Source organism: Ferviditalea candida, from assembly GCF_035282765.1.
Taxonomy (GTDB): domain Bacteria; phylum Bacillota; class Bacilli; order Paenibacillales; family KCTC-25726; genus Ferviditalea; species Ferviditalea candida.
This window is the reverse complement of the sequence record NZ_JAYJLD010000025.1, coordinates 19,546-43,860: the sequence shown is the minus strand read 5'-3', so window position 1 is coordinate 43,860 and position 24,315 is coordinate 19,546. Positions and strand designations below refer to the sequence as shown.

General features: G+C 51.7%; 29 protein-coding genes and 1 pseudogene. 28 read left to right on the top strand and 2 right to left on the bottom strand.

Going from position 1 to position 24,315, the window contains the following annotated elements; translation table 11 throughout:
- Window positions 1–25 precede the first annotated feature (25 nt).
- The 26 genes and pseudogenes from VF724_RS15235 to VF724_RS15110 all read left to right on the top strand — a co-directional run bounded on the left by VF724_RS15235 (window position 26) and on the right by VF724_RS15110 (window position 21,837).
- Complete coding sequence (locus VF724_RS15235; RefSeq protein WP_371755108.1) at window positions 26–967, top strand: electron transfer flavoprotein subunit alpha/FixB family protein; 942 nt, start codon at window positions 26–28, stop codon at window positions 965–967.
- Window positions 968–988: 21 nt separating this feature from the next.
- Entirely contained in the window at window positions 989–3,130 is a 2,142-nt protein-coding gene (locus tag VF724_RS15230; protein ID WP_371755107.1) for a heterodisulfide reductase-related iron-sulfur binding cluster, read from the top strand.
- Window positions 3,127–3,561, top strand: coding sequence for a glycine cleavage system protein H (locus VF724_RS15225; protein WP_371755106.1), 435 nt, complete (start codon window positions 3,127–3,129; stop codon window positions 3,559–3,561). Before VF724_RS15230 ends, VF724_RS15225 begins: the two co-directional genes overlap by 4 nt.
- Before the next feature lie 173 nt (window positions 3,562–3,734).
- Window positions 3,735–4,199, top strand: a complete 465-nt coding sequence (locus VF724_RS15220; RefSeq protein WP_371755105.1) for a biotin/lipoyl attachment domain-containing protein — start codon at window positions 3,735–3,737, stop codon at window positions 4,197–4,199.
- Window positions 4,200–4,311: 112 nt separating this feature from the next.
- Window positions 4,312–5,373, top strand: coding sequence for a lipoate--protein ligase family protein (locus VF724_RS15215; protein ID WP_371755104.1), 1,062 nt, complete (start codon window positions 4,312–4,314; stop codon window positions 5,371–5,373).
- A gap of 15 nt (window positions 5,374–5,388) precedes the next feature.
- Window positions 5,389–5,625 (top strand): sulfurtransferase TusA family protein, encoded by a 237-nt coding sequence (locus VF724_RS15210; RefSeq protein ID WP_371755103.1) that lies wholly within the window; start codon window positions 5,389–5,391, stop codon window positions 5,623–5,625.
- Window positions 5,626–5,639: 14 nt separating this feature from the next.
- The gene (locus VF724_RS15205; protein WP_371755102.1) at window positions 5,640–6,020 is read left to right on the top strand and encodes a DsrE family protein; all 381 of its coding nucleotides are present in this window, start codon (window positions 5,640–5,642) and stop codon (window positions 6,018–6,020) included.
- Window positions 6,021–6,033: 13 nt separating this feature from the next.
- Complete coding sequence (locus VF724_RS15200; protein ID WP_371755101.1) at window positions 6,034–6,576, top strand: GAF domain-containing protein; 543 nt, start codon at window positions 6,034–6,036, stop codon at window positions 6,574–6,576.
- The gene (locus VF724_RS15195) at window positions 6,573–6,821 is read left to right on the top strand and encodes a hypothetical protein (RefSeq protein ID WP_371755100.1); all 249 of its coding nucleotides are present in this window, start codon (window positions 6,573–6,575) and stop codon (window positions 6,819–6,821) included. The genes VF724_RS15200 and VF724_RS15195 overlap by 4 nt, the downstream gene beginning before the upstream one ends.
- A 693-nt stretch (window positions 6,822–7,514) precedes the next feature.
- Window positions 7,515–7,904 carry a DsrE/DsrF/DrsH-like family protein gene (locus VF724_RS15190; RefSeq protein WP_371755099.1) on the top strand — a complete coding sequence of 130 codons (390 nt, stop codon included), beginning with the start codon at window positions 7,515–7,517 and terminating at the stop codon, window positions 7,902–7,904.
- Between the two features lie 170 nt (window positions 7,905–8,074).
- On the top strand, window positions 8,075–9,067 hold the full coding sequence (locus VF724_RS15185; RefSeq protein ID WP_371755098.1) for a lipoate--protein ligase family protein: 993 nt from the start codon (window positions 8,075–8,077) through the stop codon (window positions 9,065–9,067).
- 44 nt (window positions 9,068–9,111) lie between these two features.
- Window positions 9,112–9,525, top strand: a complete 414-nt coding sequence (gene gcvH, locus VF724_RS15180; protein WP_371755097.1) for a glycine cleavage system protein GcvH — start codon at window positions 9,112–9,114, stop codon at window positions 9,523–9,525.
- A complete protein-coding gene (locus tag VF724_RS15175; protein ID WP_371755096.1) occupies window positions 9,525–10,607 on the top strand; it encodes a lipoate--protein ligase family protein in 1,083 nt (360 codons plus the stop codon). The genes gcvH and VF724_RS15175 overlap by 1 nt, the downstream gene beginning before the upstream one ends.
- Window positions 10,608–10,791: 184 nt before the next feature.
- A complete protein-coding gene (locus tag VF724_RS15170) occupies window positions 10,792–11,940 on the top strand; it encodes a radical SAM protein (protein ID WP_371755095.1) in 1,149 nt (382 codons plus the stop codon).
- Window positions 11,912–12,877 (top strand): LipS1 family lipoyl synthase, encoded by a 966-nt coding sequence (gene lipS1 / locus VF724_RS15165; protein ID WP_371755094.1) that lies wholly within the window; start codon window positions 11,912–11,914, stop codon window positions 12,875–12,877. Before VF724_RS15170 ends, lipS1 begins: the two co-directional genes overlap by 29 nt.
- A 271-nt stretch (window positions 12,878–13,148) precedes the next feature.
- Window positions 13,149–13,526 carry a histidine kinase dimerization/phospho-acceptor domain-containing protein gene (locus VF724_RS15160; RefSeq protein WP_371755093.1) on the top strand — a complete coding sequence of 126 codons (378 nt, stop codon included), beginning with the start codon at window positions 13,149–13,151 and terminating at the stop codon, window positions 13,524–13,526.
- A 534-nt stretch (window positions 13,527–14,060) separates the two neighbouring features.
- The gene (locus VF724_RS15155; RefSeq protein ID WP_371755092.1) at window positions 14,061–14,291 is read left to right on the top strand and encodes a helix-turn-helix domain-containing protein; all 231 of its coding nucleotides are present in this window, start codon (window positions 14,061–14,063) and stop codon (window positions 14,289–14,291) included.
- A gap of 315 nt (window positions 14,292–14,606) precedes the next feature.
- Window positions 14,607–14,807 carry a hypothetical protein gene (locus VF724_RS15150; protein ID WP_371755091.1) on the top strand — a complete coding sequence of 67 codons (201 nt, stop codon included), beginning with the start codon at window positions 14,607–14,609 and terminating at the stop codon, window positions 14,805–14,807.
- Between the two features lie 26 nt (window positions 14,808–14,833).
- The gene (locus VF724_RS15145; protein ID WP_371755090.1) at window positions 14,834–14,974 is read left to right on the top strand and encodes a hypothetical protein; all 141 of its coding nucleotides are present in this window, start codon (window positions 14,834–14,836) and stop codon (window positions 14,972–14,974) included.
- Between the two features lie 128 nt (window positions 14,975–15,102).
- Window positions 15,103–15,858, top strand: a complete 756-nt coding sequence (locus VF724_RS15140) for a sulfite exporter TauE/SafE family protein (protein WP_371755089.1) — start codon at window positions 15,103–15,105, stop codon at window positions 15,856–15,858.
- Between the two features lie 173 nt (window positions 15,859–16,031).
- Window positions 16,032–16,139: pseudogene (locus VF724_RS21560) on the top strand (transposase); the annotation flags it as partial.
- Between the two features lie 502 nt (window positions 16,140–16,641).
- Window positions 16,642–17,520 (top strand): SMP-30/gluconolactonase/LRE family protein, encoded by an 879-nt coding sequence (locus tag VF724_RS15130; RefSeq protein WP_371755087.1) that lies wholly within the window; start codon window positions 16,642–16,644, stop codon window positions 17,518–17,520.
- 247 nt (window positions 17,521–17,767) lie between these two features.
- Entirely contained in the window at window positions 17,768–19,354 is a 1,587-nt protein-coding gene (gene pckA / locus VF724_RS15125) for a phosphoenolpyruvate carboxykinase (ATP) (RefSeq protein WP_371755086.1), read from the top strand.
- Between the two features lie 170 nt (window positions 19,355–19,524).
- Window positions 19,525–19,974 carry a GNAT family N-acetyltransferase gene (locus VF724_RS15120; RefSeq protein ID WP_371755085.1) on the top strand — a complete coding sequence of 150 codons (450 nt, stop codon included), beginning with the start codon at window positions 19,525–19,527 and terminating at the stop codon, window positions 19,972–19,974.
- Between the two features lie 32 nt (window positions 19,975–20,006).
- Entirely contained in the window at window positions 20,007–21,560 is a 1,554-nt protein-coding gene (locus tag VF724_RS15115; protein WP_371755084.1) for a gluconokinase, read from the top strand.
- A gap of 46 nt (window positions 21,561–21,606) precedes the next feature.
- Complete coding sequence (locus tag VF724_RS15110; RefSeq protein ID WP_371755083.1) at window positions 21,607–21,837, top strand: DUF3892 domain-containing protein; 231 nt, start codon at window positions 21,607–21,609, stop codon at window positions 21,835–21,837.
- A gap of 60 nt (window positions 21,838–21,897) precedes the next feature.
- Here VF724_RS15110 and VF724_RS15105 read toward each other — a convergent pair whose 3' ends face one another.
- Together VF724_RS15105 and VF724_RS15100 are read right to left on the bottom strand one after the other, a co-directional pair.
- A complete protein-coding gene (locus tag VF724_RS15105) occupies window positions 21,898–22,638 on the bottom strand; it encodes an MBL fold metallo-hydrolase (protein WP_371755082.1) in 741 nt (246 codons plus the stop codon).
- A gap of 185 nt (window positions 22,639–22,823) precedes the next feature.
- Entirely contained in the window at window positions 22,824–22,997 is a 174-nt protein-coding gene (locus VF724_RS15100; RefSeq protein WP_371755081.1) for an aspartyl-phosphate phosphatase Spo0E family protein, read from the bottom strand.
- A 214-nt stretch (window positions 22,998–23,211) separates the two neighbouring features.
- Between VF724_RS15100 and VF724_RS15095 the strand changes: the two genes are divergently transcribed.
- Window positions 23,212–23,586 carry a YhjD family protein gene (locus tag VF724_RS15095; RefSeq protein WP_371755080.1) on the top strand — a complete coding sequence of 125 codons (375 nt, stop codon included), beginning with the start codon at window positions 23,212–23,214 and terminating at the stop codon, window positions 23,584–23,586.
- A gap of 97 nt (window positions 23,587–23,683) precedes the next feature.
- The gene (locus VF724_RS15090) at window positions 23,684–24,280 is read left to right on the top strand and encodes a stalk domain-containing protein (protein ID WP_371755079.1); all 597 of its coding nucleotides are present in this window, start codon (window positions 23,684–23,686) and stop codon (window positions 24,278–24,280) included.
- The last annotated feature ends 35 nt before the right edge of the window (window positions 24,281–24,315 follow it).

The window sequence follows — 24,315 nt, the reverse complement described above, 5'->3', positions numbered from 1 at the left end:
TTCAAGATGAAAGGAGCTTGAACCAATGTCTACAGCGCTGGTCTTTGTAGAGGTTTTGGATGGAAAAATAGCTGAAATTACTTACGAGCTGCTGGATGTGGCCCGACAGATGGTCGGCGAAGACGGCACGGTCACAGCCTTGGCCGTCACGCGTCAGGAAATGCTCAAGGATCTGGGAAAAGCCGATCGCATACTGCTGGCGGCAAATCCCAACGATCAATATCTTCCGGATGTGCTGGGCAAAACTCTTGCGAAAGCGATTGAAAGCACTCAGCCGGACATTGTTTTGGCCGGCAGCACGGCAGTCGGATTGGATGTGGCAACCTATGCGGCTTGCCGGACGGGGTATGGCAGTGTAGCCTACGTCCAAAAGGTTGCGCAAGCCGGAGATGGCTGGATGGCCGAAGCTTTGATTCTGGGAGGTAAGATGGTCGCATCGGTGGAGGTTCCCGCGCGCAGCGTGCTGCAGGTTATCGCGGGTGTCGGCAACGCCGAGCAAGGCCGTGCCGAAGGGACTCCCCCGGTGGAAACGCTGGAGGCGGAGGCTGCTGCCCGTACGGCCTATTACGGCCTGACGATGCCGGACACCAGCGACGTCGACATCACCAAACAGGATGTGCTCGTGAGCATCGGCCGGGGGATCGGCGACAAGGACAATGTGGAGATTGCCGAAGAGCTGGCTGAGGCGCTTGGCGCTGTCGTGTCAGCTTCCAGACCGATCATCGACGCCGGATGGATGCCGAAATCCCGGCAGGTCGGAAAGTCCGGTCAAAAGGTCAAGCCGAAGGTTTACTTGGCATTGGGGATCAGCGGAGCGCCGGAGCATCTCGAAGGGATGCGCGATGCCGAGCTGATTATTGCGGTGAATACCGATCCTAAAGCGCCGATTTTCGATGTGGCCCATTATGGAATTGTGGAAGATTTGCTTGATTTCGTGCCGCTGCTGACAGAGAAAATCAACGAGTGACGAAGGGAGGTGTAACGACGCATGGGACCCGTAGCGAAGCGGCCTGTTTTTGAAGGGTTTGAAGATACTTGGTTGGTTACGTTATTCTATGTGCTTGCCTTTATCGCGATTGTCGTATTTCTTTACGGTGTCGTACTTCGCATTCGTCGTTATATGGCGGGACGGCATCAGCCTGTGTACAAAGATTGGCCGAAACGGCTGGCGCAAGCCTTTTGGGAAGTGCTTTCCAGCCGCAAAATCGGGCGTCGCGACCCCTATACGGGGATTGCGCACGGATTTGTGTTTTGGTCTTTTGGCTTTCTCTTTCTGGGAACAACGATCATTGCCATCGATCAGGACATTCTCGGCTTGATTTCACCCTCATTACGTTTTTGGAAAGGAAATTTCTTTCTCGGCTTTTCCATTGTGATGGATATTTCCGCCGTTCTGTTTATTGTTGGACTCGGCATGCTGGGTCTCCGGCGGGCGTTTTTCAACGTGTTCCGGTTGAGCTATGCGCGGGTGGACGGAAAGGCGGAGGATCGATCGAGGTATCGCCGCGAGGACTGGTGGTTTCTGGGACAGCTTTTGTTGATCGGCTTAACCGGTCTGTTCATCGAAGTGTTCCGGCTCATGATGGACCATCCTTGGTTTGAGATCTATTCGCCGGTAGGCCTGCTGCTCGCAAGAGGTTTCGAGGGGTTGGGCATGAGCGCGCAGCAAGCGGCGGAATGGCACTTGGGTCTGTGGTGGTTTCACGCTTTTCTGGCGCTGACCTTCATAGCCTATATCCCATATGCCAAATCCGTTCACATGGCGGCTTCATGGGTGAACCTGGCGGTCCGTGACCGGAAGGCGGGAATTGCGCTTCCTGCGCCGGCGACGGAGACTTCCCTGGGCTTGCCGCTGACTCCTTCGGCGATCGATTTGAACTGGAAGGAAATGCTCAGCGTCGATGCCTGCACCAAATGCGGACGCTGCCACGATGTCTGCCCTGCCCGCAATTCCGGGGCTCCGCTCTCACCGCGGGATCTGATTCTCGATTTGCGCGAGGCGCTCGGCGGCCGCCACGGTATGAGACAGGCCGCTGTCTCGGCGGCAGACGGGAACGGCGCGCCGTCCGAAGTGCCTTGCCTGCGTGAAATGGCGGCAGGGGGAACGAGCTTGATCTCGCCGGATGTGCTGTGGTCCTGCACCACATGCCGGGCCTGCGTGGAAACCTGTCCGGTGGGAATCGAACACGTTCCTTTGATTGTCCAAATGCGGCGAACCCTGATTGATGAGGGCGCGATGGATGACAATCTGTCCTCGACGTTGATGAACTTTGCGCGCAAGGGCAACTCCTTCGGACAGTCGGAACGCAATCGTCCGAAATGGGTGAAGGACGCGCGTGTTCCGGTGAAGGATGCGCGCAAGGAGGAAGTGGAGTATCTATGGTTTGTCGGCGACTATGCCAGCTACGATCCGCGGGCTCAGCGGGTGGCGCAAACGCTTGCGAGAATCTTGACCCATGCCGGGGTCAGCTTCGGTATTCTCTACGAAGCGGAACGCAATGCGGGGAACGATGTGCGGCGTACGGGAGAGGAAGGATTGTATGAAACTTTGGTGGAGAAAAACATCCAGGCCATTCAGTCCGCCAAATTCAAAAAAATTCTTACGACCGATCCCCACAGCTACAACACCATCAAGAATGAGTATCCCGCTTACGGCCTTGAGGTCCAGATCGAGCATTACACGGAATTGCTGAACCGGCTGGCCAAAGAAAAGCGTTTGGTCGTGACCGAGCCGCAGCGTGTGACTGCAACCTATCATGACCCCTGTTACTTGGGCCGTTACAACGGTGTGTTTGATCCGCCGCGCAATCTTATCGAACATGTGGGCGCAACGCTGGTTGAGATGCCGCGCAATCGCGACAACAGCTTTTGCTGTGGAGCCGGCGGAGGCCGCATCTGGATGGGGGATACGCTTTACCCCAACAAACCGGCGGAAAGCCGGATTCATGAAGCGAAGCAGCTGCATGGCGTCACCCATTTTGTCGTCGCCTGTCCGAAGGATTTGGTGATGTATTCCGATGCGGTGAAAACGGCGGGATATGAGGGGCAGATGGAAGTCAGCGATTTGATTTTCCTGGTTGAAAAAGCCATGGGACTGGAGAATTACGCAGCAGAGGAGATAATGGTATGAGCAAAGGATGCAATCTTCCGGAAGAATTATATTACTTTATTGAAAAGCATGTATGGGCGAAGCCAGAGGATGACGGAACCGTTCTGGTCGGGATGACGGACGTGGCACAGAGTCTTGCCGGCAAAATTATCGTGGTGAGCCTCAGGTCTCTGGACAAGACGCTTGCCCGCGGCAAGAGCGCCGGGACTTTGGAAAGCGGCAAGTGGGTGGGAACCATCCCTACTCCCGTCGCCGGCAAGGTAGTGGCCATTAACGAGCAGCTGAAGAAACAGCCGAGTCTGATCAACTCCGATCCCTATGGCGAGGGTTGGCTGATTCGCGTGCAGCCTGACGATTGGCAGGCCGATCAGGCAATTCTTGCAACCGGCGTGGAAGGTGTTGCCCAATATCGAAGCAAACTGGAAGCCGAAGGCATTGAATGCAACTCGTAGATGTGAATTCTTCTCAAGGACGCATCGCGCGCCATTTTCATCACCTGCCGGCATGAAAACGGCGTAGCGTAGGACGTCTAAGTATGGGTTCATCCGCGTATGCATAGGATTGTCAAGGGTGTGCTTGGCGGAAATCCATCTCGCTATCCAATGATTTGTGAGGCGATGTAGCCATGGCTCGTGTAGGAGAATTTGAATTTCCGGATGATTTATGGTTTGACGTCGAATTGGACGTCTGGGCGCGTCAGCGTGAGGATAAAAGCATTGTCCTCGGCATGACCGATCCTGCCCAAGCCCGTGCGGGACGAATTCTGCACGTGCGTGCCCGGACCGGAAAGTCGGTTGAGGCGGGCAAGAGCACAGCCACCATCGAATCAGGCAAATGGGTTGGTCCCTTTCCGGCGCCGCTGAAAGGAACCGTGCTGGAATTAAATCCGCTGGCGGCGGCCGACCCGAATTTGATCAACCGAGACCCCTACGGCGAGGGGTGGATCGTTCGCTTGCAGCCGTCCCTTCCCGATTGGCCCCAAGGAAATCTCTTGAATGGGCCGGAGGTGGCAAAACGGTATGAAGTCAAATTGACGGAAGAGGGCTTCAGCTGCATGCTCCCGCCTGGCGGTAAAAAAGAGGATCAATAGTCGCAGGATCATTAGCTGCAATAATCGAACGCTTCAGCGTGTCATATGTTCATTAACTTCCGGTGAATGAACATCATGGGACGTCAATGCAGTAACGAGGGAGGCTGCATCAATGCGTTATTTGAATCTTGGAACCGTTTCCGCACCCCGGTCGCAGGCCGTATATCATGCCGTAGCTCAAGAAATGTCGCAGGGCGATGAGCTGACGTTGATTACTGTCAGCCCGCGGGAACCGTACGTCTGTGTAGGACACCATCAAGTCACAAGCCGGGAAGTGGATGTGGAATACTGCTTCGCTCAAGGAATCCCGGTTGGCCGCCGAATGACGGGGGGCGGCGCGGTATATCTGGATTATGATCAAATCTTTTGGCATCTGGTGATTCCGCAGCAATTCGTGAATGTGGAGCAGTTGTATGAAAAGTACCTTCAAGCTCCGGTCCGGACCTATCAGAGAATGGGCATTCCCGCCCGGCACAGGCCGGTCAATGATCTGGTGGTGGGAGCCCGCAAAATCGGCGGCACCGGCGCGGCGAACATTGCGGAAGCGACGGTGCTTGTAGGAAGCATCATGATGGATTTTAACATTGCTGCCATGGCCAAGGTACTGCGGGTACCGTCGGAGAAATTCCGCGACAAGCTGGTTTCAGGTTTAGAGGAATACATGACCTCGATCAAACGGGAAATGGGCGATCGCCCTTTGCCGGACCGGGAACAGGTTACCGAATGGCTGGTGGAAGGTTTTGCCGATATATTGGGTGAGCCTGTGGTGCACGGAACATTGAGGGAGGCGGAACAAACCGCTTTAAAGCGGCTGGAGTCTCAGCTGTTTTCAACGGATTTTGTCTTTCGCTCCGAGGGAATTTTGCTTGACGGCGTCAAAATATCCGGGGATGTCCGTCTCTATGAAGGAGTTCATAAGGCCCCGGGAGGGTTGATTCGTTTGATATACCGCGAGCGCGGGGGAGTCTTTGACGATGTGCTGTTAGCGGGAGATTTCTTTGTTTATCCGGAGGAGTCGCTGCAAGCGTTCACCGAAGGGATCATCGGCCAGGAGGTCGCGGAACAAAACTTTATTCTGCAAGCCAAACGGCTGCTGGAACGCTCAGAGATGCCGGGAGTCGGCTTGGACGATCTGCTGGCCTCCTATCGGGCGGCGAACTCCACCAATACCTAGAAAGGGGAAAGGTCAATGACAGAGGAAAACGTAATTAAACTGGATACCAAGGGCTTGAAGTGCCCGCTGCCGGTCATTCGTGTCAAAAAAGCGATCACGGGGATTGAGATCGGGCAGATTATCGAAGTGGAGTCCACGGATCCCGGATCCATGGCGGACTTCAAAGCATGGGCCCGCGCTACGGGACATGAACTGCTGGCTGCAGAGGAACAGGGCAGCGTGTTTTTTTACCGGATTAAGAAAGCAAAGTGAAGGGAGACGAGAATATGTCGGAAGATGTAAAAAAAGCCGTCTACATGCAAACCACGGGTGTTGAAGCGCCCCACCGTTCGGCATCGCCCTTCTTTTTGGCGACAACTGCGGCATTGATGGATTATGATGTTTCCATGGTCTTTACGGTCACAGGCACCAGCCTTTTGAAAAAGGGGGTCGCGGAATCGCTCAGGATCAAGGAAGGCGGCGAAGGAGCGACGCTGGATTTTTTCATTGAGCAGGCCCGCGAAGCCGGCGTGAAGTTTTATGTATGCGCGCCAAGCCTGGATCTGAATGATTGCACGGTGGATGATTTGATAGAAATTGAAGGAGTCGTCGGAGGCACCGCCGTCAATGAAATGGCTGCCGAAGCGGATATCTTCGTGACATTCTAAGGAGCGTACGGATATGGCTGAGGAACGGAATCACGGCAGTGAGGTCGCCTTGCCGGAAATGCTGAAGCAAGTGGATGAATGGTGGAATCGGGATACGGATTTTTTGGCCAATCTTTGCAATGTCAGCGCATTTTTATTTCATTCACTGCCGGAGGTCAGCTGGCTCGGCTGGTACGTGACGGAGAGCGTCGGAGGCGACTTGACGCTGGGACCCTTTCAAGGCAAGCCGACGCTGCCGCGCATTGGCTGGGGTCAGGGGATTGTGGGTTCAGCGGCATTCGATCGCGTTGTGCAAATTGTTGAAGATGTCCGGCGCTTTCACGGAAACCTTAAAGACGGCTTGCAAACCCGCTCTGAAGTGGCCCTGCCCATCATCCGTTCGGGATTGGTGCAGGGAGTGCTGGCTGTCAAGTCACAGCAAGTCGGCCGCTTCGGACTATATGAGGCGGAATTGTTCAGTGCGGTCGCGCAGCGTGTGAGCGATGGGTGGAAAATGCCAATTCCGAATCCTGTCCGTACGGATGACCAGCCGCGAAACGGAGGTCGCCAAGCATGAAAAGAAGGGAGCAGCTCCCCCTGTCCAGGATAGCCCCCTGGTTCGATGACCGATTGGATTTTTTGATGGAGATCAACGATGCGCTGCGCAACATCAACTTCGGGCGAATGGATCACCTGCCGTATTACGAGACGATTGAGGGGTACCGTCTGTTCATGACTGCCGAACTGGCGCCTCAGGGTCCGGGAAAGCCTCCCTCTGTCGGACATTGGCAGCTTGTCATCCAAAGGGAGAATCAAGGATAATGAGCTGGCGCTGCAGGGTTCGTTTCGAAAAGGGGTATCGATGGGAGAACTGGTTTTGCTTTGTGAAGATCCGCAGCTGTCGGAGAGGTTGGATCGCTTGATGGAACAGAAGGATTCTGTTTGAGAAGAGTTACAGGATTTTAAATAAAATAGCCTCTCGGAATTCGAGTGCTGCTGAAGGGGGCGGTAGCTAGAAACTGACGTTTTTGAACTGGAAAAAGTGGAAAATGAAACCCATTTTCAAAAATAGGCAGACCACCCCGATGAAAAAGAGGAGTTTTTTAAAAAATTAGGCGGCAGCAGGGCAAATCGTTGACCGAAGTGGATCCCACTGCTCCTTTTGGCTAACGTGCCACGCATCAATGCGCTGACAGATCATAATGCCATAGATACGCATGTACCACATCATGGTAGAGCGGTGCCTGCCGGATTCCAACTTGTAATCGAGCTTCTCCCGTTTGTTGGACCGCTCGATGGAGGTGCGGCGCTTGTAAATCAGCTTCGACTTTTCGCCAGTCGCGTGGAGTCTTCGGGAACAGCCTTGGATCATCACTGGTTTTCGTGTAGAAGGTACGACCGAAAATCCTCCTACGAAAGTAGGAGGAAAGCAGTTTGGATGGAACAAGAAAAACCTTGTCCCACCTGCCTCGGCGAATGCCGAGAGGCTATTAAATTTAAAAGGAGGAATTCGGTATGGCGCGCAAAGTGGCTATTATCGCTTCGCAAGGAACTCTTGATACCGCATACAAGGTGCTCAATATTGCAACGGCGGCGGCTTCAATGGATGCAGAGGTCACGATATTTTTCACATTTGAGGGCTTGGCGATTTTGACCTCGCCGGAATCGCTGCAAATGCCACCGGGCAAGGAGCAGATTGCTGCGGCACTTAGTCAGGCGGGATTGCCGTCGGTGAGAGAAATGATGGACATGGCAGAGGAGGCCGGCGTGAAGTTTCTCGGCTGTCAGATGACCATGGATGTACTGGGAATCGGCAAAGCGCAAATCGGAGAGAGCTGCGATGTCGGCGGAGCGGCCGCCTTCCTGGAATATGCCTTTGACGCGGATGTGACGGTCACTTTCTAAAAAAGCTTTTAGGCTCGAGAGGTGGAAATTTGCAGCACGCTGATCAGGCTATGTTCATGAAACTCATAGCACCGAAGCTTGGAGGCATTTGCCATGCGCAGCTGGAAGAACAAACAAATGAATATTGCATAGCTGATAGCAGGATAAAGCTTGGTTTACGGAGGCATAAGATGCTGCCAATCTATCAATTGGGTGAAGTGGATTGGATCACCACACAATCTCTGTATCACGGCCTTGCCCAACTCAATGAAGAGGGGATTGTCCTATGCTGGCCGGCAACACCCTATGTCTCGCTCGGCTGCCATCAAGCCTGGGAGGACTATAACGAGGAGTGCGGACTTCCTGTGGTGCGCCGCAAGGTGGGAGGCTCGCTGGTTTATTTGGACCGCCGGCAGGTTTTCTTTCAGATTATTGTGAATCCGAGAAGAGTAACCGGTTCTCGGACGCCGGAACGCTGGTATCGTTATGCTCTAGATCCGGTTGTTTCCTATTTAAAACGACTTGGACTGTCAGCCGAGCTGCGGCTGCCTGCCGATATTTTGGCGGGCGGTCGTAAAATTTCCGGCAATGCTGGCGGACAATTGGAGGATCGGGTAGTAGTTGTCGGCAATCTGCTGCTCGATTTTTCAGTGGAAGCCATGGCCGAGGTGCGGTCGGCTCCGCATGACATTATGCGCCTGGCTTTTGCGGACAGTATGCGGAATCATCTTACGACCTTATGCGAGTTGCTGCCGGATCGGATATGGTCGCCGGAGCGGGTAATGCGGGATTTGGCGTCTGTATTTGCTGAACAGTTGCAGGCTGTCCCGATGCCATTTCCTCGGGAACGGTTCGAGCACGCGCTGCGTGAAGCAGGCGAAAAGCTGATTAACCGTGAATGGCTGACAGCCTCCCGCAGCAAGCGGCCGGATGCGCTTTATTCCATCAAGGTGCGCGAAGGGATCTATCTGCGTGCCTCACGCGACCCGCATTTCCCGCGGCTGGTGGCTGAGGTTGACGTCAACCGCTGCAGACTCCTGAGAGTTTGGGGATTGCCGGGTACTTACGGTGATTTAGCCCCGTTGAAGGGCACGCAGGAGGAGCTTGAGGCTGCGCCTCTTGCTCACGGACTGAAACAGGCCTTGCTTGATTTGATAGGAGCAAAAGAACGAGTTGCCAGATAGAGTTGGCAAGATCAAGTTGAATTTCGGTAGAGGAGTGAATAAAAATGGCGATTCAGCCTTTATCACAATGGACAGTTCCCGGCGACCGCATGTATGACCAACGCCACCAGTGGTACCTTATCGATGGATCGCAAGTCACGATGGGAATTACTGATTATACGCAGGATACGGCCGGAGATATCCTTTATGTTTCCCTGCCTGCTGCTGGGACGGAAATCAAAGCCGGACAGCCGATCGGCAGCATCGAATCCGGCAAATGGGTCGGTCAGATTTATGCTCCCTTTGACGGGGTGGTTGTCAGTGTTAACGCACGGGTTGAAGAGGCGCCGCCCTTGTTGAACCAGTCTCCTTACGATCAAGGATGGATGGTTCAAATCCAGCCAAATCAACAAGAGGATCTAAACCGTTTGATAACGTCCGAAGCGTATCAGGCGCTTCTCATTGCAGGTGGACAATAATGGCGAAAATATGGCGGCTTTTGGACCCCGGCCCGTTGCAGGCGTGGCGCCAAATGGCCTTGGATGCAGTAGTCATCCGGGCGCGGTCGGAAAACCGGGTGCCGGATACGATCCGTTTTATGGAGTTTTCCCCGCACACCGCTTTGGTCGGATATCATCAGGCGATTGATCTGGAAATCCGGCGGGACGTTTGCGAGGAATTGGGAATCGAATACAATCGGCGGATGACCGGCGGCGGAGCCATTTATATGGATTCCCGGCAGCTGGGCTGGGAGATTTGCATCGGACGCGATAATCCGGCCCTTGCGACAGATCCGGGACAGATTTATCGTCAGTTGTCCGCAGTCGTTATCGAGACATTATCGCAATTCGGCATACAGGCTAATTTTCGGCCGGTGAATGACGTTGAAGTGGGCGGCCGCAAAATTTCCGGAACCGGAGGCACCGAATGGGGGGAGGCACTGATTTATCAAGGCACTCTGCTGGTCGACTTCGATGTTGAAACGATGCTGAAGGTGCTTCGCCTGCCGATTCAAAAGCTGTCGGATAAGGAAGTGTCCTCATTTCGCCAGCGGACGGTAACCCTGCATGAGCTGCTAGGGGAAGCGCCGCCCATGGAGCAAGTCAAGGCTGCCATGGTATCGGCTTTGGAGACGGTGCTTCAGGTCAAGGCGGAGCCGGAGAATTTGACGGCGGAGGAGCTGAAGGAATGGGAGGAGATTCAGGAAAATTATCGCCAGCCTGATTGGATTGACCGGCGAAAACCGCCCCGCTCCGGGCATGAAATGGTCTCAGCGAGCTTTAAAGCTCCGGGGGGAATGATCAAGGCTTCCCTGGTGGTGGATCCGGCAGCCAAGCGAATCCGGCGCGCATTTTTGACGGGCGACTTTTTCGTATACCCGGAAAGAGCGGTCATGGATCTTGAAGCCGTATTGAAGGAGGCCCCCGCTGACTTGGGCCGCTTGTATCAGCTTGTTCAGAACCATTATGCGGAAGGCAACCGCTATTTCGGTGTACAGGTAGATGATTGGATAAATGTGTTTGAACAAGCGTTAAATCATTCATTTTCCACAAGTCAATAAGAAAAGGCATCCTGAAGCGTCCTCGAAGAATTAACAAGGCATCGAGATGAAATAACTTCCACTAAATTGGCGGCAAAGATCAATTAAACCGCTTGATACTTTACCGCCAAAAGTGGAACTAATTTCATCACGAGCCCTAATTGAAATAATTCTAGCGGAAGAGAATTTTCAAGGAGGGGATATTATGGCAACGACGGATCATGCGTCTAAAAGCACGGACGTGCCTTTGGTGGAAGAACGTCCGCACCAGAAGGGAATGCCGGAGAGTCCGGATTCTGTTATGGTCTCTTTGGCCGGCGCGATGACCTTGGGTTTGGAGAAAGGGAAATTTGCCCGGGAGGAGATTGTTCTTCGCGGCCTGAACGTATTGATGACCTACCAGGAAAACTGTTCCGCGAACTGTTCCTATTGCGGGGTATCGAGGGAACGGCGGGTCGCCCGCGACGAGAGGACCTTTATCCGGGTGAAATGGCCTGTTGTCAAGGTCGATGAGCTGATTGAAAGAAACAACACGATCAAGCATCAAATGCGCCGCCTATGTGTCGGAATGCTGGCCAATCCGAAATCTTTCGGACATTCCCTGCAGGTGATCGAGGAGTTTAAGCAGCGGACCGATCTCTTGATTTCCGGTTTGATTACCGCTTCCCTGATCAAGTCCAAGGATGATCTGCAAAAAATCAAGGACGCGGGAGCCGATCGCGTGGACATCGCCATTGACGCCGCCACGGAGGAGCTTTTCGAGCGGCACCGCGGCCGGCCGGTAAAGGGTCCGCATCGCTGGGATCATTTCTGGTGGGTAACGGAAGAGGCGACCAAGGTGTTTGAACCCGGGACCGTGGGGATTCATCTTGTCGTCGGCTTGGGTGAAACGGAAAAAGAGCTGCTGGAGTCCTGCCAACGGGCGCAGGATTTGAACGTCGTTACGCATCTGTTTTCCTTTAACCCGGAACCGAGCACGCTGCTGGGCGACCATCCGCAGCCGCCCTTGGGGCAATATCGCCGGTGCCAGCTGGGGCGGTATTTGATCAATGAGCTGGGCGTCAACATTCACCATTTCCGCTTCAATCGTTCCGGGCAAGTCGTGGATTATGGATTGGCTCCTGAGGACCTGGATGTCGTTATCGACTCGGGTCATCCCTTTGTGACCTCGGGCTGCCCCGACGAGCACGGTCAAACGGCCTGTAACCGTCCGTACGGCAACGGGCGTCCGAGCGAACCGATGCGGAATTTTCCCTTTGTTCCGACCCCTGCGGATATTCAAGACATCCGGGCGCAACTGTGGAGCGATTGGGAGGGGGATGACCATGCAGCAGATGATGGAGCGATGGGCTGAGACGCCGCTCGAGGAGCTGGTCGCGGAAGCCCGGAGGCTGACCGAGCGCAACTTTCCGGCGGAGATACTGTTTGCGGCGCCGAGTCAAAAGCATTATGACACCGGCCATTACCAGAATCGGCGGGAAGCTTTCCGCACCGTCAGCGTGACCGGAAGCGCCTGCGCCTTGCAATGCGAGCACTGCGGGACCAAGGTGCTGGAAGGCATGCTGACGGCAAGGACGCCGGAGAAGCTCGCCGAGATCGGCGCCGCTTTGTCGGATGCCGGTGTGGAAGGCGTGCTGATCAGCGGGGGATGCTTGGAGGACGGGTCCGTCCCTTTGGAACGTTTTCTGGAGGATATTGCGGAATTGAAGAAAAAGGGCTTGAAGGTTCTGGTACATACTGGAATTGTTCGCCGTGAGGTTGCCCGCGGCTTGAAAAAAGCCGGCGTGGATCAAATTTTGCTGGACATTATCGGCGATAACGATACCATCCGGGAGGTCTATCACCTGAAACGCACGACGGAGGCCTACCGTGAGGCGCTGCGCATTCTTCGCGAGGAGGGGCTGGCTGCGGTTCCGCATGTGGTCGTCGGTCTACACTTTGGGCAAATCCGCGGGGAATGGGAGGCTTTGCGGATGATTCGGGAAGAAGGGGCGGCTCAGCTGGTTATTGTGGTGCTGCAGCCTCTCCCGGGAACGGGGATGGCAGGCCTGCCGGCAGTTCAGGGAGACCAGGTGGGACGGATTTTGGCTGTGGCCCGTATCATGATGCCGGAAATCCCCATTTCCTTGGGCTGCGCGAAACCGGCAGGTCCGGAGAAGCAGCGGATGGAGCAGTGGGCGGTCGAGGTGGGAGTGCAAAGCATGGCCTATCCTTTACCGGAGACAATCCGCCATGCGGAGGAGAGAGGATTGCGGGTCCGCTTTCATGAACAGTGCTGCTCCGTGCTGTGAAGCCGTATAAGCGAAGTGCGATGCTTGGCAAGGAAGCTGCCGTTTGATCGCGAATCCTCAAATATCGAGTCATGTGAAAAACCATTGGGTATGGCGACGCATGCGCATTCAATCGGCGCTGCGGGTCTTGTCCGGTGGTTTTTTAAAGGAGTTAATAAATATTAACCTGAATCCGTGACCACTCAATAGCTCGGATTCATATTTTGGAATTTCTTGGTGAAAATCAAGTGTCGGCAGTGAGTTCACATCATCAAAATTCGCTGGAAGACCTTTGGGGAAAGCATCAAGGAAAGAGCTGGTGGAGAACGTTTCGCACGATCTGAGAACGCCGATGGCGTCGATTCAATCCTTCATGGAGGCGATCCAGGACAATGCCATCCGGGACGAGCAAACATTCGCCCGTTATCTTGATACGATTCGCCTGGAAACCCGCAGATTGAGCGGCTTGATTGAGGATCTGCTCCAGCTCTCCCGCCTGCAGGCGGGAACTAAGACGTTGTGCCCCGAGCGCTGTCATCTGAAGGATCTGTTTCTGGAAATTCTGCAGAGCTATACCTTGCGGTGGAGGAGAAGGATCTGCAGGTCATCGTCAGGATTCCGGAGACGATTCCGGCTGCGGCTGTCATGCCTCCGACAACCGCCGGGTTAAGAGAATTGACAGTAAAACATAACGCCTGTTTAATCGTTTTGTAAGATACAGTTAAGAATTTTCCATTATCGTTGTATCCGGAAGAAAAAAATTTGTTTGAGGAGGGACACGAAAAAATGGAAAAAATTAGTTTTTTCGAGGGTTTTTGCAGCGCTTGTCTCAACGGTTCCAACAATGGCCGGAGCGCAAGCCATGATAAAGGATCCATACGCCTTCAAGGAAAAATGTGTCATGCCCGCTATTAAGTTGACAGCATGGGCCACGGCCACGATTCCCTTCCTTTGGGGGGGAGAATCGATTGGTCTATGGTGAAACCCTGTGTCCTGAGTAAAGACTTCATCTTCGAAATCGGCCTGCAGGGTGATCATTCCGATTGTACGCCGATGGTGGAAAGCGCGCGATATTTCGAATTATTTAATCAAAGGAGATTGTTCAATTTCCGTAATTGTAATATAATACTAGTATAACGTTCTAAAAATATTATCACTATTTCTGTTATTGTGGCATAATGGAATTAATAACCTTAAATGGAGTGTGATTCCATTGTTTAAATCCACAAAACAATCCTTGGTTTTGTCATCGGAGGATCGTCAATTTCTTCAACGGATCAGCCAATCCAGAACAGAAGAATTCCGTCGTGTTGAACGTGCACGAATGATCCTGCACTATGCCGATGGTTTGAGTATTCCTAAGATCGCAAAGGCTCTCGGGGCGACCGTCCCTAAAACTAACGCTGCATTGACAAAGCTCTGGTGCAGGGTGTGAAGGAAGCTCTGGAAGAGGAACAACGGTCCGGACGCCCAACAGAAATGACTCCTGCGGCCATTGCATGGGTCGTATCCTTAGCCTGTCAACAAGCCCAAAGATGTTGGATACGCCAGCGAAGTGTGGACGCTACGACAATTATCCGGACACATCCAAGCCAACGCCGAAAAGGAAGGTCATCCTTGCCTGAAGCAACTGTTACCCAGCAGGTTGAATATATTCTGGAAAACGAAGAGCTTAAACCTCTATGTGATGTCTATGTGCCGTATGATGAGAAACCGGGAATCCAAGCGATAGGGAAGTACGGCCGAAGATTTGCCGCCCGAACCGGGCGAGCATCCCACGATTGCCAGAGATCCTGAGTATAAGCGTCACGGCACACTCAGTTTGCTTGCGGGTATTGATCTGGTAACCGGTCAAGTGATAGGTGCGGTGGAAGACCGCCATCGCAGCAAAGAGTTTGTCGACTTTCTCAAAAAACTGGATAGCATCTATGATCCGATGGTTCGTGGTTAAACATAATCGAGGTGTTTTTTGCTAAGATGACAAAACAAGTGCTGCGTCACATTCGTGTTCAATCCAAGGAAGAGTTGAAACAACGAATCGAACAATATCTTGAAGAAGTGAACGCAAACCCGATTCCGTTTCGCTGGAAATATGGAATGGATGGAACGATGTCCTAATGATCGCTTCTGAAATCATGCAGCATGTGAGCCGGTAAAATGTCTGTCGAGTTCGCTTCGTCAAACTACTAGGGAATTAGCAGTTTTTAAGCGGCATGAATAAATAACTACTGAACTGGATGAGGACAATGGAACAAATCATCATCGTTATGGTTTTTGGATTTTTATCCGGCTTCGTGGATGCGATTGCCGGAGGAGGCGGTCTGATTTCAATTCCGGCACTTTTGCTCATCAATCTTCCGCCCGCACTGGTATTGGGAACCAACAAGTTGGCCAGCACCATGTCCTCGATGACCAGCTCGATCAATTATTTTCGTTCGGGTCATGTAAAGTTTGGATTTCTGAAGTGGGCGATTCCTCTGATTGCTGCAGGCTCCGCGTCCGGAGCCATATTGGTTTCCGCTATTCCCGCGGAATTTTTGAAGCCGGTGATTTCCGTTCTGCTGGTGTTGATCACCCTTCGCACCGTTCTCAAGAAAAAACAAACGGAGAAAGCTGAACGGACGCGAACGCTGTCTTTCCCCGCTAAATTGGGGATGGCCTTCTTGCTGGCCGTTATCGGCTTTTATGACGGATTTTTCGGACCGGGAACAGGGTCCTTTTTGATTTTTTCGTTTTATTTAATGGGGCATGATTTTGTCACTGCCGCCGGAAACGCTAAAGTGGTCAACTTTGTTACAAATGTATCAGCTTTGGCTGCTTTTTTGATTTTCGGCTTGGTAAATTTCCAGTACGGGCTGCTGATGGGTCTATCGATGATTCCAGGCGCGTATTTGGGTTCAAGATTGGCCATTAAGAAGGGAAATGCTTTCGTCAAGCCGATTTTTCTTATGATGACACTGACGATTGTGGGAAAACAAGTGTTTGATATGCTCAACCATTGAATCGGAGATGCAGGGAAAACCCCGGAAGGATTGGGAAAAAGCGTGCACGGACTGCTTGGAAACAAGCAGTTTTTTCCGTCTCGGAAAGTTTAAGTTTGCTAAGGTATTAAAGCGAATACCGGTCGGCATAGTGTTCACCATTGATGAGGGTTTGCGAGAAGTATGCTGGTGACAACGTGAAACAACAGTTGGGATATATCGGGCTTTACATGAGAAGACCGGCGATAGCGGTCAGTCGGATCGAAGCGTATGACGGAGGGACGGTGACGTTTCGTTACCGACTGAATGTGGTTCAGAATTTCGATGCGATGGATGATGGAGATCCAACTGTGCCTCCACAATTCAGTTGTGAGGAATGCGGAGGAGAGATGTATCCGGAATATTATAAAGGTGTGCATATGAATACCACATAACAGAACTTTTACGCCTTTGAAGTTGTGTTGTTACCGTAACATTTCATTCCAGGGAACACAACTTCAACAGCGGCTGTAGCCCAATACCCATGACCCCATCACGCTCGAAAGGTTGGGTACGATCCAAGGACGCCGTCAGGCGTTTTCTCATTTTTTATCTACAATTCAAGATTTCTTATAAAATAGGGTTATCTCACTTTAATTGGAAGGTATAAGGTTGACGCATGTTGAATTATTAACTCATGCAAATTGCGGAGCCAAGCTGCCGAAACTTATTTATGCAAGATATAATAGTTAGCCAATCGTAATATCCATATAAATACGGGAACTGTTGAACCATGCAAAATAATCAGGGAAAGAGGGATTCGATATGTATGAGAAGCTTGAGCTGGTGATCGACGCCAAGGCGACGCTCGGTGAAGGACCTTGCTGGGACGCCAACGCCAACACCTTATACTGGACGGATATCGTCGAACAAAAAGTCCACATGTACCACCCTTTATCCGATACCTCGCAGTTCATTCAGGTGGGCCAATACGTAAGCGCTGTCGTTCCCAGGCAGTCGGGGGGGCTGGTGCTGGCCATGCATCGCGGTTTTTATTTCTACGATTTCCGGAACAAGCAGCTGACTCCAATTGCCGATCCCGAACAGGACAAACCGGGCAACCGTTTCAATGACGGCAAATGCGACGTAAAAGGACGGTTTTGGGCGGGAACCATGAATCTTGAAGAGCAGCCGGGCTTAGGAGCTTTCTATTGCTTGTCACCCGATAAGTCGGTAACCAAAATGCTCGACAGTGTAAGCGTTTCCAATGGAATCGCCTGGAGTTCGAATAATAAGACTATGTATTATATTGACACTCCGACGCGAGCCGTAACCGCTTTCGATTTTGATCTGGATTCGGGAAGCCTGGCCCGGCCAAGGCAGATTATTTGCATTCCGGAAGGGGAGGGATTGCCGGACGGAATGACGATCGATGAGGAAGGCATGCTATGGATTGCTCATTGGGATGGGGCGAAGGTCTCCAGATGGAATCCCGAGACGGGAGAATGTCTGGAGGAGGTTCCCGTTCCCGCTTCCAAAGTGACGTCCTGCGCTTTTGGCGGAAGCCGCATGGATGAGCTTTATATTACAACGGCCCGCAAGGGCCTGAGTGAAGCGGAGCTGCGCGAGCAGCCCCATGCCGGCGGACTGTTTTGCATCAAAACGAGTGTAAAAGGAACCGCTGGCCATTCCTTTTCGGGATAATCCGTAGCAGCTGCAGAGTCGATCGGGACAAAATTCAATTTTGATGCGGGATTCATATCACGATTTTTGTAAATAATATAAAAAAAAGATGAATTTATTGCTAAATTAAGATTGATTCCGCGTAAATATATTGTAATATATAATTATATATTTCATCTTAAATAGAAAATATCCCCTTATTATGATGTAATATTGATTCTATTCTGATCATTGTTTCTACAGACATCGGAAAGGAAGGAATGCAAAAGTGAATATTCATGTGGCTCCCTCCGGGTTGCACGAAATCCTGGCCGCCAAGAAAGTTCATCACAATCTTTCGGCAGTCCAGCTTGTTGAATTGGGATTACAGCGGGGAGAAGGCATGCTTACCTCGACAGGCGCGTTTCGGGTAGAAACCGGAAAATATACGGGACGTTCTCCCAAAGACAAATTCATCGTACGGGAACCGTCGGTGGATAAAGATGTTGATTGGGGAGCCGTAAACCAGCCTATGTCGCAGGATGCGTTCGACAGGCTGTACACGAAAGCTTTGGATTACTTGAACAAGCAAGAAGAACTTTACGTATTTGACGGTTTTGCCGGAGCGGATCCCGAATATCGATTGGCTGTCAGGTTTGTTAATGAGTATGCCTGGCAGAATTTGTTTGTGCGCCAATTGTTTATTCGTCCCAATGCGGAAGAGCTTAAGCACCATTCGCCGCAGTTTACGGTGATCAGCGTTCCCGGTTTGTCTGCAGATCCGCAAACTGACGGAACCCGTTCGGAAACGTTCATTGTCGTTTCTTTTGAAAAGCGTGTAGTGCTGATTGGCGGAACTCACTATGCGGGAGAAATGAAAAAATCGATTTTCTCCGTATTGAATTACTTGCTTCCCAAGCAGGGCGTTCTCTCCATGCACTGCTCCGCCAATGTGGGCAAGGATGGGGATGTGGCATTGTTTTTCGGGCTGTCCGGAACAGGCAAAACAACGCTCTCGACGGATCCGGAACGCGCTTTGATCGGAGACGATGAGCACGGTTGGTCGGATCGCGGGGTCTTCAACTTTGAAGGCGGCTGCTATGCCAAATGCATTCGTCTCAGTCAAGAAGGCGAGCCGGAAATCTGGAATGCGATCCGTTTCGGCACTGTTCTGGAGAATGTGGTGCTGCGGGAGGACACCCGAATCGCCGACTACGACAGCGACAAACTGACAGAAAATACGAGAGCGGCATATCCGCTTGAATATATTCCCGGGGCACTGCAGCCCAGCATGGCTGGACATCCCCAAACCATCATCTTTCTGACGGCTGATGCCACCGGCGTGCTTCCGCCGATTGCCAAGCTGACGAAAGAACAGGCCATGTACTACTTCCTGTCCGGCTATACCTCCAAATTGGCGGGTACGGAACGAGGCGTGGTCGAGCCTGAGGCAACTTTCTCCACTTGTTTCGGAGCACCTTTCCTGCCGCTGGCTCCAACGGTTTACGCGGAGCTTCTGGGAGACAAGATCAATCGGCATGACGTCAGCGTGTTCCTGGTAAATACCGGTTGGACCGGGGGGGGCTACGGAAGCGGGAAGCGGATGAAGCTCGGATATACCCGCAAGATGGTAACTGCAGCGGTTGCAGGCCAATTGAACGATGCGGAATATGAAACGGATCCGATTTTCGGATTGGCTATTCCGAAAGCGGTGGAAGGTGTACCGTCGGACATCCTTCAGCCCAAAAACACATGGGCCGATCCGGAAGCCTACGACCGGACCGCGAAGCAGCTGGCCGCGCAGTTCGCCGAAAATTTCAAGAAATTCAAGGGCGTTGCCGAATCCATTCAACAAGCGGGTCCCAGCGTTCAGTAACAAAACGTAAAAATGATATAGACATCTGCAGCGAAAGCGGCGTGCTAATTGAATTTTCAATGAAGCACGCCCTTATTTTTGTCCGGAAAGGATATCGCGAGTTTTTTTTGCTCAAGAAATCCCTTACAATAGTAAAAGCGACAAAAATGGAGAAAGGGGGCTGGAACTTTATGAAACTAACGGCCGATCTTCTAAGAGTGTCCACGGAGCAGGAGCTGGCGGGCTGCCTGGCGGTTCGCAGGGAAGTGTTCATTGTTGAACAGCAGGTTCCCGAAAATCTGGAGGTTGACGAGTTTGACCGGTCTCCGGAGGCTTGTCACCATATTCTCATCCGAATGGAAGGCCGCGCCATTGCCGCAGGCAGATGGAGGGCGTATGAAGGAGACACCGTTAAATTTCAGCGTTTGGCGGTGCTTCGCGAACATAGGGGACTGGGACTGGGCAAACTGCTATTGGACGGTTTGGAGCAGTGGGCCAAGGAGCTTGGTTTTCATCAGGCCATCCTGGACGCGCAGACGCAGGCCGAGGGCTTTTACCGAAAAGCCGGCTATCGGCCCGTATCGGAAGAAATCTTTTTGGATGCGGGAATGCCCCATGTCAGAATGAAGAAAGTTCTGTAAACGCGATTGGTTGAAAGGGGAAGCGGACAGCATTGAGGGGGAAAATTATCGCTGTTGATATCGGCACAACCAACATGAAAGCGCTGATGTTCGATCCGGATGGGACGATTCTGGCTTCACGCTCTATTTCATATGCGCTGCATACGCCAAATCCGGATACGGCCGAGCAGGATCCGGAGGAGATTTTTGCTGCAGTTTTGACGGGAATCTCAGAGCTGATGAAGCTCTCCGGCATTTCTCCTGAAGAATTGTTGTGTATAGCGTTCAGCTCGGCCATGCACAGCTTGATGGCGATGGATGAGCATCATCGTCCCTTAACCCGCAGCATGACTTGGGCGGATCAGCGAGGCCGTGAAGTCGCCGAAAAATTGAACCGTACGGAGCTTGGATTATCCATATACAGGTCAACGGGTACACCGATTCATCCCATGTCCCCATTGGTGAAGCTGATGTGGATGAAGGAGCATCAGTCTGGGATTTTTGCTAGTGCCGGCAAATTCATTGGCATTAAGGAATATGTATGCTTCCGATTGTTCGGGCGGTATATTGTCGATCATTCGATTGCCAGCGCAACGGGCCTGTTCAACCTAAATAGTCTGAGTTGGGACAAGCAGGCTTTGCAGACGGCGGGAATCCGTGAGGACCAGCTGTCCGAACCGGTTCCGACAACATACCGGCTGACCGGACTGATGCCGGAATATGCATCGCGTTTGGGAATTCATCCCGATACGCCTTTTATCATCGGGGCCTCTGACGGAGTCTTGGCCAACCTGGGCTCCGGGGTGATGAGCACGGAGCGGATGTCGGTCACAATCGGCACAAGCGGTGCTGTGCGCACGGTTGTCGGGAAGCCGGCCTTCGATGCCGGGGGCAGGCTGTTTTGCTACGCATTGGCGGAAGACTTTTGGGTGGTTGGGGGACCTTCCAATAACGGAGGGCTGGTTCTGCAGTGGTTGGCTGAGCAGGTGTTCAGGGAGAAAGCCGAGCTTCACAAGTCGCAAATCGGCGAACTCTACGAAAAAATGCTGAAATTGGCGGAAGAAATTCCCCCCGGTTCAGAGGGGCTGCTGTTTTTGCCGTATTTAACGGGGGAAAGAGCGCCCATTTGGGATGCGAATGCAAAGGGTGTGTATTTCGGCTTGTCTCTGCGGCATGAGAAGAAGCATATGCTTCGTTCGGCGATGGAAGGCGTCATTTTCCAAATCGCCGCCATTGCTTCCCTGCTGGAGGGCATTTCGGACCGTCCGAAGGAAATCATCGCTTCCGGAGGCTTTGCGCGTTCAGCGCTTTGGTGCCAAATTCTTGCGGATGTGCAGGGGATCCCCGTGGTCGTCCCCGAAACAGTGGAAAGCTCGGGCTGGGGTGCGGCAATCTTGGGAATGTATGCCATGGGCGTCAAAGAAACGCTCGTTGATCCAGTTGCGCCGGATCTGCATCGGGGTGCGGAGAAAGTGACCCGCTTTGCACCGATTGCAGCGAACCATTCTCTGTACCGGCGGCTGCTTCCGATTTATCAGCAGGTTGGCCGCCAATTGACGGACAGCTTCCAGGAGATCACCCGATTTCAGAGTGAAACTCAGGCATAATTCCTGGGAAGAAGGGCATGGTAAAAGGAAGAAAGGAGGGGTATGAATGGAAAATCGAGAAACCTTTGTGGCCGTTCGCAAGAATGGAGACGGTGACATCGAGTCGTTCAAAACGTCCTCGGGAAAGGTACTGGATTACCAGCAAGCGCTCAAGGAAGTGCAGAACGGCAATATTCAGGGAGTCAACGCGTTTAAAGGCAGGGATGGGGAAACCTATATCCGCGGTGATGCCGACGGCGACCCCAGCAACAATCTGGACAATCTGCCGACTTTCTGAACGGCATCAACGCGCTTTTATCAAAGAGGCCAGGTACCCGAAGGTTCCTGGCCTTATATTCTAAAATTGATAGATTTTATGCTGTTCGATAAATCTCATGCTTCCGGTTTTGCCGATATATTCTTCCATCCGGTCGCCGTAGTGCATCAAATATATTTTTTCCTGAATGTCGGGCGGGAGCGTAAGAAGCTGGTCCAGTGACGTGTGTACGATGCCCGGCGGCTCCAGCTGGCAGTCATGCAGGATGACATCGCAGGGATATTGGCGGATCAGCCGATCAAGCAGTTCCCCGTTGAACCGGCAGTCACCGGAATAAAAGAGGTGTCCGTTTATAATAAGTGAAAAGTTCGGTTTTCCGGAAACATGGCTGGTCGGGAAGATTTCCACGGACAGCCCGTCATGGATCGGGTAAATCTCATTTTCCTCCAAGGGAATTACATCAAAAAAATCTTCCAATCCGTAGAGTCCCTCATCAGGGCTTTCCATGCCGGCTTTCAGGGAATTTTCCCATAAAGGGCCGGCCATTACCGTGGGAATGAACAGCTTGACCTTTTTTTTGTGTATGTAGAGCATTTGGAAAGCCAGCTCCTCCAGCCCTCCGATATGATCGGCATGCAGATGGGTCACCAGCACGGCATCGAGAGAACCGAGCGAAACTCCCATATGGTGAAGCGCGAGAGGGGCCGTAATCCCAAAATCAATCATTAAAATAAAATCAGAAATACGGATCAATGCGTTATTATTGTAGTATTTTTTGGAAAATGCGCTTCCGGTGCCGGCCATCTGAAGTTGAATGCCCAATCTCTTACCGCCCTTCATCTACAGTAGACAGTAAATATATTATATTTTAATTTACCACTTATTAGACGTCACATACCATTTTCATGGTACCAGCAGGTGATGAAAATGGCAAGCTGAAGCGTACCTGAAAAATTCGCATTGAAGCGGAAGCGAATTTTCAGGATAGATGAAAAGCGAACTGGAAGTCATCCGATCGGAACTTTTTCTTTCATCTCTTGAAGGATTAACCGATCCAGCTTTTGGCTGAGATCGACGACTTTCGGATCGTGAAAATTGTATTTGCATTCCTCGGCCGTTGTTTCCAACAAACTTCGCAAATCCTTGATTTGATAAGTTAAATTATGACCTTGTTTATACATATGCCGACTTCCTTTGACATGAGTTATATCGACATTTTACAGGATTTTCAATCCATATGTAATCAAAATCCCAACGTGCAAATTTATGTTTATTTTTCCTACATTTTTTGCTATGATGTAAAATTTGCTTATTTAATTGCGCACTTGATGAAACAAACATATGTTCGATATAATAATATCACTTCTGTTTCAGTTCCAATGGAGGCGATATGTATTGAATGAGCGCGTGCATGAGCGGCAAATCGAAATGTGGATCTACGAATATATGGTGACCTTGCATTTGTTCAAAGCTATCGAATGGGACCGGAAACATGCGGCATCGATGAAGCTGTCCCGGATATGGGAAGCTTTTTTCGAACAGCTTGCGCGTTCCGTCGAAAAGCGGCATGTGGACGTTAAACGCAAATTGCGGCGCAGCGGCTGCCGAATCGTTCTGGAGGAAGTGACGGAGAAGCGGGACGTTCACATGATGTATGTATACAAGGGGTATGAATATCACAGCACGATCATGCCGGCTGTACTGAAAGGCAAATGCGAAGAGAAGCTGGGCGAGATGCTTTTAAATGACTGGGAAATAATGGAAATATAAAAGAAATGCCGTATTTTTTTATTCCTGCGCAACTCTTTTCAAAAAGCCGAGTATAAACAAGCAAGAAAGTCGATTACATCAATGGAGGTTTCACGCGATGAGGCTCAAACGTTTTACGGTTTTGGCGCTCGTTTTGTTTTTATTCGGCAGTGTGACTGTTTTTGCGGATGATGTCTATGAGTATTACAAAGGCAAGCCAGTCCAGATTTTGGTCAACAATCAAGAGATCAGCTCGAACGGTTTGATCATTGATGACAAAAACGGTGGCTCCAGAACGATGCTTCCACTGCGCGCCATCGCCAGCACGCTGCAGGCACTTGTCAGTTACGACAGCTCGACGCAAACCGTCAATGTCTACAAACCGAATGTACATATGGCGTTTCAGGCCAAGGATAAAACGGTGTTCAGCGTGGTCACCCGAGGAGAATATGAATTTGCTGTTTTTTCCCAGATTGACAGCTTGAAGACGAATGTGTCCGGCATCAAGATCGAGGTGGAGGACCCTTACGGCAATGTCGTAGCCAGCAAACAAAAAGAATTGACGGAGAACAAAGAAAGCTTTTGGTGGGCTCCTACGATTTCGGTTAATTTTAAATATTCCGGGGACTATGCGGTGCATTTCTTCATGAAAACGAGTCCTGACAGCAGTTATGTGCTGGTGTCGGAGAAAATGATCACTTGCTTGTCGGATTGACCTTAGAATCGGTTAGGCTGCCCTTTTACAAACGA

Bases quoted from the DNA above. Each gene is read 5' to 3' on its own strand.
- VF724_RS15140 (WP_371755089.1), top strand. From the start codon at position 15,103: ATGGAACAAATCATCATCGTTATGGTTTTTGGATTTTTATCCGGCTTC.
- VF724_RS15220 (WP_371755105.1), top strand. From the start codon at position 3,735: ATGGCTCGTGTAGGAGAATTTGAATTTCCGGATGATTTATGGTTTGAC.
- VF724_RS15185 (WP_371755098.1), top strand. From the start codon at position 8,075: ATGCTGCCAATCTATCAATTGGGTGAAGTGGATTGGATCACCACACAA.
- gcvH (WP_371755097.1), top strand. From the start codon at position 9,112: ATGGCGATTCAGCCTTTATCACAATGGACAGTTCCCGGCGACCGCATG.
- VF724_RS15215 (WP_371755104.1), top strand. From the start codon at position 4,312: ATGCGTTATTTGAATCTTGGAACCGTTTCCGCACCCCGGTCGCAGGCC.
- VF724_RS15090 (WP_371755079.1), top strand. From the start codon at position 23,684: ATGAGGCTCAAACGTTTTACGGTTTTGGCGCTCGTTTTGTTTTTATTC.
- VF724_RS15120 (WP_371755085.1), top strand. From the start codon at position 19,525: ATGAAACTAACGGCCGATCTTCTAAGAGTGTCCACGGAGCAGGAGCTG.
- VF724_RS15225 (WP_371755106.1), top strand. From the start codon at position 3,127: ATGAGCAAAGGATGCAATCTTCCGGAAGAATTATATTACTTTATTGAA.
- lipS1 (WP_371755094.1), top strand. From the start codon at position 11,912: ATGCAGCAGATGATGGAGCGATGGGCTGAGACGCCGCTCGAGGAGCTG.
- VF724_RS15230 (WP_371755107.1), top strand. From the start codon at position 989: ATGGGACCCGTAGCGAAGCGGCCTGTTTTTGAAGGGTTTGAAGATACT.
- VF724_RS15235 (WP_371755108.1), top strand. From the start codon at position 26: ATGTCTACAGCGCTGGTCTTTGTAGAGGTTTTGGATGGAAAAATAGCT.
- VF724_RS15190 (WP_371755099.1), top strand. From the start codon at position 7,515: ATGGCGCGCAAAGTGGCTATTATCGCTTCGCAAGGAACTCTTGATACC.
- VF724_RS15110 (WP_371755083.1), top strand. From the start codon at position 21,607: ATGGAAAATCGAGAAACCTTTGTGGCCGTTCGCAAGAATGGAGACGGT.
- VF724_RS15130 (WP_371755087.1), top strand. From the start codon at position 16,642: ATGTATGAGAAGCTTGAGCTGGTGATCGACGCCAAGGCGACGCTCGGT.
- VF724_RS15205 (WP_371755102.1), top strand. From the start codon at position 5,640: ATGTCGGAAGATGTAAAAAAAGCCGTCTACATGCAAACCACGGGTGTT.
- VF724_RS15200 (WP_371755101.1), top strand. From the start codon at position 6,034: ATGGCTGAGGAACGGAATCACGGCAGTGAGGTCGCCTTGCCGGAAATG.
- VF724_RS15195 (WP_371755100.1), top strand. From the start codon at position 6,573: ATGAAAAGAAGGGAGCAGCTCCCCCTGTCCAGGATAGCCCCCTGGTTC.
- VF724_RS15145 (WP_371755090.1), top strand. From the start codon at position 14,834: ATGACAAAACAAGTGCTGCGTCACATTCGTGTTCAATCCAAGGAAGAG.
- VF724_RS15100 (WP_371755081.1), bottom strand. From the start codon at position 22,997: ATGTATAAACAAGGTCATAATTTAACTTATCAAATCAAGGATTTGCGA.
- VF724_RS15170 (WP_371755095.1), top strand. From the start codon at position 10,792: ATGGCAACGACGGATCATGCGTCTAAAAGCACGGACGTGCCTTTGGTG.
- VF724_RS15175 (WP_371755096.1), top strand. From the start codon at position 9,525: ATGGCGAAAATATGGCGGCTTTTGGACCCCGGCCCGTTGCAGGCGTGG.
- VF724_RS15210 (WP_371755103.1), top strand. From the start codon at position 5,389: ATGACAGAGGAAAACGTAATTAAACTGGATACCAAGGGCTTGAAGTGC.